Below are 5,671 nucleotides of genomic sequence, written 5' to 3' on the forward strand. Positions count from 1 at the left end.
CGGACTCGGAGGGCGTCGGTGCGACCACCTTCCCGGCTTAGTGGCTGCCAGTCCGCAGCCCTGCAAGTGGGAACAGGCCATCCCGACCCTGCCCCAGCCATGCCGGATGCCAAGCCCGCTCGCAGCGTGCGCGGCCAGACGCCAGCGCAAGATCACCAAGGGAACGCGCGCCGCATGCGCCCGCAGTGGAGAAAAAGGCTATTCCCGACCGGGAGCGACGCTGCGGCCGTCAGGCCGCCAGGGAAACGAAGCTTCCACCGAACACCGCAGCGGCCATCGGGCCGCTACGCGAACGAAGCAATCCACCGGGCGACGCTGCGGCCATCAGGCCGCCACGGGAACGAAGCAAGTCCCCAGCGGCACCTGGGTCGCCCGCGGTGCTCCCGACCTGCGCCCTTTTCCGCTATACTCGCGCGCTTCTCAAGCCAGCAACTCACAACCTGACCCGGGGGGCCCATGGCCAAGCGCGTATATCTATTCAACGAGGGCAGCAAGGACGACCGCGACCTGCTCGGCGGCAAAGGCGCCAATCTCTGTGAAATGACCGCACTGGGGCTGCCCGTACCCTTCGGCTTCATCATTACCACACCCACCTGCCGCGAGTTTTTCGAGGCCGGCAACAAGCTACCGCACCTGCTGGAGCAGGAGTACCGGGTGGCGCTGGACCTGGTGGAAAAGAAAATGGGGGCGCGCTTTGGCGACCCGGAGAACCCGCTGCTGTTCTCCGTGCGCTCGGGGGCACCGGTGTCCATGCCGGGCATGATGAATACCATTTTGAATCTCGGCCTGAACGATGAGATCGCTGCCGGTCTGGCGCGCAAGACCGACAATCCACGCTTCGCCTACGACAGCTATCGCCGCTTTATCCAGATGTTCGCCAACGTGGTGCTGGAAGCCGACGGCGAGCAGTTTGAACACGAGATCGAAAAGTACAAGGCCGCTCACGGCAAGCGCGATGATGTGGAAATGAGCGCCGGGGACTGGCAGGAGATTATCCGCATCTACAAAACCCTGGTGGATTTCCCGGAGGACCCTTTTGTCCAGCTGAAGCTGGCAGTGGAGGCGGTGTTCCTGTCCTGGCATACACCCCGGGCCTATGTCTACCGGGAGATGAACAACATCCCCGAGACCCTGGGCACGGCGGTTAATGTGCAGGCGATGGTCTTCGGCAACTTCGGCGACACCTCCGGCTCGGGCGTTGCATTCACTCGCAACCCCTCCAACGGCGAGCACAGCTTTTTCGGTGAATTCCTGTTCAACGCCGCTGGTGAGGACGTGGTGGCCGGCACGCGCACGCCACTGCCGGTATCCGCCCTGCAGGAGCGCCTGCCCGAAGTCTATGCCGAGCTGTTTCGCACCCAGGCGCAGCTGGAGAAGCACTACCGCGATATGCAGGACCTTGAGTTCACGGTGCAGGAGGGCAAGCTGTACATGCTGCAGACCCGCAGCGGCAAGCGCACCGGGCGGGCTTCGGTAAAGATTGCCGTGGACATGGTGCGCGAGGGTCTGATTACCGAGAGCGAAGCGCTGATGCGGGTGTCACCGGAGCATGTGGAGTCCTTTCTCCACCCGATGGTGGATCCGGAACAGAAGACCGAGATCGTCGCCACGGGGCTGCCCGCCAGTCCGGGCGGCGCCACCGGCAGCGTGGTGTTCTCGGCCGAGGAGGCAGTAGAGGTCGCAGCTACCGGGAAGAGCGTTATTCTGGTGCGCCGGGAGACCACCCCCGAGGATATCCACGGCATGAAAGTTGCCGCCGGCATCCTGACCGAACTGGGCGGCATGACCTCCCATGCAGCGGTCGTGGCGAGGGGCATGGGCGTGTGTGCCATCACTGGCTGCGGCGGTCTCAGCATCGACTACGCCGCGGGCACAGCGACCACGGCCGGCGGCGTTGTCATCCGCCGCGACGATGTCATCACCCTCGACGGCACTGCCGGCGAGGTCATGCTGGGCGATGTGCCCAAGACGGAAGCCAGCAGCAGTGAGGACTTCCAGATCCTGCTGTCCTGGGCCGACGAGCACCGGCGACTCAAGGTGCGCGCCAATGCGGAAACCCCTGAAGACGCCGCCAAGGCGCGAGAACTGGGAGCCGAGGGTATTGGCCTCTGCCGCACCGAACACATGTTCTTCGACGCCGAACGGATCGACCAGATGCGCGGCATGATCCTGGCGGAGAATCGCGAGGAGCGCCAACGCTACCTGGACAAGCTGCTCAAGTTCCAGGAAGAAGACATGCTGGCCCTGTTCCGGGTCATGGACGGGCTGCCGGTGACCGTGCGCCTGCTGGATCCGCCACTGCATGAATTCCTGCCTCACAGCGAGGACGATATGGTCGCCCTCGCCGGCCGCATCAACAAGCCGCTGGAGAAGATTCGCGCGATGACGGAAAGCCTCAAGGAGGTGAACCCGATGCTGGGGTTCCGCGGTTGCCGCCTGTCCATCGTCCACCCGGAAGTCACCGAGATGCAGGTCAAAGCCATTATCAGCGCTGCGGTACGGGCGATTGAGGAGGGCCTGAAACCGCTGCCGGAAATCATGATCCCGCTGGTGGTTAACGTGCGTGAGATTCGCCTGATCAGCGAGATTATCGACCGCGGCATACAGGCCGTGATGAAGGAGAAGCACGTCTCCGTGCCCTACAAGATTGGCACCATGATGGAGACTCCGCGCGCCGCGCTGGGCGCGGACCGGCTGGCGCCCGAGGTCGAGTTCATGAGCTTCGGCACCAATGACCTGACCCAGATGACTTACGGCTTCTCCCGCGATGACGTGGGCAAGTTCCTGCCCATGTACCTGGAGAAAAAACTGGTTGAGAGCGACCCCTTCGTCACTCTGGACCAGCGTGCCGTCGGCCGCCTGCTGGAGATCGCGGTGAGCGAGAGCCGGGCGCGGAAGCCGGGGATCAAGTACGGTATTTGCGGTGAGCACGGCGGCGACCCCCGCTCAATCCAGTTCTTCCACGACCTGGGCCTGGACTATGTATCCTGCAGCCCGTTCCGGGTGCCGGTGGCGCGCATCGCCGCCGCCCAGGCCAAGGTGCGCAGGGAAACCGAAGCGCGACGGACTTAATACTAGGATCGCACTATGAACCAGAGTTTTTTTCCACCACGCCGTATCCTCATGGGCCCTGGGCCCTCGGATGTTTCACCTCGCGTGCTGGGCGCGCTGGGGCGTCCTACCATCGGCCACCTCGACCCGCTGTTCGTAGCCCTGATGGACGAGGTCAAAGGCCTGCTGCAGTACGCCTTCCAGACCGAAAACGCGCTGACCCTGCCGATTTCCGCGCCGGGCTCCGCCGGCATGGAGGCCTGCTTCGTCAACCTGGTGTCGCCGGGTGACACGGTTATTGTCTGCCGCAACGGCGTCTTCGGCGGCCGCATGCAGGAAAACGTCGAACGCTGCGGTGGCACCGCCATCATGGTGGAAGACGACTGGGGCCAGCCGGTGAGTATCGACAAGGTCGCCGCCGCATTCAAAGCCCATCCCGAGGCCTCCCTGCTCGCCTTTGTACACGCGGAAACATCCACCGGCGTGCGCAGTGATGCCGAGGCCCTGTGCGCCCTGGCTCGGGATCACGGCGCGCTCTCCATCGTCGACACGGTCACCTCTCTTGGGGGCATTGAGCTTAAGGTCGATGCCTGGGGAGCAGACGCGGTGTATTCCGGCACCCAGAAATGCCTGTCCTGCATCCCCGGGCTGGCGCCGGTCACATTCAGCTCACGCGCGGTGGAGCGGATACAGGCGCGCAGCCACCGGGTGCAGAGCTGGTTCCTCGACATGCAGCTGGTGATGGGCTACTGGGGAGGCTCAAGCAAGAGAGCCTATCACCACACCGCGCCCATCAATCTGCTCTACGCCCTGCACGAATCGTTGCTGATGCTGCGCGAAGAGGGCCTGGAGGCCGCTCACGCCCGTCATCGTCTCCACCACGACGCTCTGGTCGCAGGCCTGGAAGCGCTGGGCCTGGAGATGGCCGTGGCAGCGGAGCACCGCCTGCCGCAACTGAATGCGGTGCGCATTCCCGAGGGCATTGACGACGCCGCCCTGCGCAGCACCCTGCTGGCGGATTTCAACCTGGAAATCGGCGCGGGACTGGGGGCGCTGGCGGGCAAGACCTGGCGCATCGGCCTGATGGGCCACGCCTGCTCCGCCGCCAATGTCACCCTGTGCCTTACCGCACTGGCCGCGACCCTGGCGCAGCAGGGACTGAAGCTGGACACCGGGGCCGCGCTAGAGGCCGCCGACGCGGTACTCGCCGCCTGACAGTGGTTGACCGAGCAGCATTCGCCACAGCGCCTCGATCTGCCCTTCACGCCGGTTGCGGTGCATGGCGTAGCTGACGTGTTGCTCCGGCGCCGCTCCCGGGGTCAGTTGAATGCTCCAGAGGGAATCGATCTCATTCGGCAGCAGGGAATAGCGAACATCGATTACGCGGCCGGGAATCAGCGGGTCGCTGGCCACGTAGTCATTGCTGAACCAGGCGAACCGCGCAACATCTCGCGCCTGCTGTGAGGCCGGATCCAGCCACGGCAGGTCCCTGGCAGCGTCCAGACGGGGTATGGAACTCCCCGGATAGACCTTGGCGGAGGGCCAGGTGCGCACCGCGTCGACATGGAAATCCGTAGCGGTTTCATAGACGACTTTCCATACCAGGATATTGGCGAAACTGGGCTTGGCCTCCAGTCGCACCGGTGCATGGCCGCGCTCGGCCGCCAGCGCCTCACCCAGTGCTTCCGCCCGATCCCGCTGCCACGCCCCCAGCGCCAGGTATGCCAGGCCCCAAATTACGGCGGCCCGGGCGAGAGCGGGCCGCTGACGCACGGCGGCGACGATAATCAGGGCCAGTACAGGCAGTGTAAACAACGGGTCGATGATGGAGATGGTGTTCCAGGCAAACCGCTGGTCGCTGAACGGCCAGAGCAGCAGCGTGCCATAGGTGGTGCAGGCGTCGAGCAGGCCGTGGGTGGCGTAGCCCAGGGTGCAGAACAGGTAGCTGCGCCAGAATCCCAGGCCTGCCCGCCGACCGATCAGGCGGTGCAGCAACAGCGCGCAGAGCAGGCCACCGACGGGGATGAAAACCAGCGCATGGGTGAACTGGCGATGGTACTCCAGGAACAGCAGCGGGTCCTCGGCGGAACGGATCAGCACATCGAGATCGGGCGCCATCCCGGACAGGAAGCCAAGCAGGCCCGCCGTCAACACCTGACGGCGACTGGCCGTGGCTTGCGGCAGGGCTGCGCCGAGGGCGCCCTGGGTCAGCGGATCCATGGACCCGCGTCCACGACTCCGGGCTTCGCTCCGGTTGTTACAGAGAGTCCGTGCTGCATGGTGTACCGCGACTCCTCGCTTACAAATGTTAACAGGCCCGACGGGGCGCCTGGGGTAGAATACCATCTGCCCCGGATTGCGGGGCCCTGAACCACCCTAGATACGTTGCCGGGCAGAAACCGGACGAGGAGACTCTACATGCGCTTGAAGATTGCATCCATGGCCGCCGCCACCCTGCTGCTGGGAGCCTGTACCACCAACCCGTATACCGGGGAGCGACAGGCGAGCAAGGCCGCAACCTATGGTGTCGGCGCCGCCGCCGTATGCGGCATCATCGGTTCCATCGATTCCAGCAAACACGCCCGCAACGCCGCCCTCGGCTGCGGCGTCGTCGGTACCG

Annotated in this window: 3 protein-coding genes and 1 pseudogene; 3 read left to right on the plus strand and 1 reads right to left on the minus strand. The window is 64.8% G+C overall.

The genetic code is table 11. The annotated features are described in order from the left end of the window. Positions 1–456: 456 nt before the first annotated feature. Positions 457–3,072, plus strand: a complete 2,616-nt coding sequence (gene ppdK / locus RJQ10_RS11035; protein WP_350146531.1) for a pyruvate, phosphate dikinase — start codon at positions 457–459, stop codon at positions 3,070–3,072. A 15-nt stretch (positions 3,073–3,087) separates the two neighbouring features. Beyond that, entirely contained in the window at positions 3,088–4,266 is a 1,179-nt protein-coding gene (locus RJQ10_RS11040) for a pyridoxal-phosphate-dependent aminotransferase family protein (RefSeq protein ID WP_350146534.1), read from the plus strand. Here RJQ10_RS11040 and RJQ10_RS11045 read toward each other — a convergent pair. Continuing rightward, the gene (locus RJQ10_RS11045) at positions 4,234–5,271 is read right to left on the minus strand and encodes a metal-dependent hydrolase (protein ID WP_350146536.1); all 1,038 of its coding nucleotides are present in this window, start codon (positions 5,269–5,271) and stop codon (positions 4,234–4,236) included. The two genes, RJQ10_RS11040 and RJQ10_RS11045, sit on opposite strands and share 33 nt — an antisense overlap. Positions 5,272–5,469: 198 nt before the next feature. Here RJQ10_RS11045 and RJQ10_RS11050 point away from each other — a divergent pair. Beyond that, positions 5,470–5,671: pseudogene (locus RJQ10_RS11050) on the plus strand (OmpA family protein); the annotation flags it as partial.

It is taken from the genome of Haliea sp., assembly GCF_040222615.1.
Taxonomy (GTDB): Bacteria; Pseudomonadota; Gammaproteobacteria; order Pseudomonadales; family Halieaceae; genus Haliea.

What these genes read in the sequence shown, in the direction of transcription:
- ppdK (WP_350146531.1), top strand. Translation starts at nt 457, where the DNA reads ATGGCCAAGCGCGTATATCTATTCAACGAGGGCAGCAAGGACGACCGC.
- RJQ10_RS11045 (WP_350146536.1), bottom strand. Translation starts at nt 5,271, where the DNA reads ATGGATCCGCTGACCCAGGGCGCCCTCGGCGCAGCCCTGCCGCAAGCC.
- RJQ10_RS11040 (WP_350146534.1), top strand. Translation starts at nt 3,088, where the DNA reads ATGAACCAGAGTTTTTTTCCACCACGCCGTATCCTCATGGGCCCTGGG.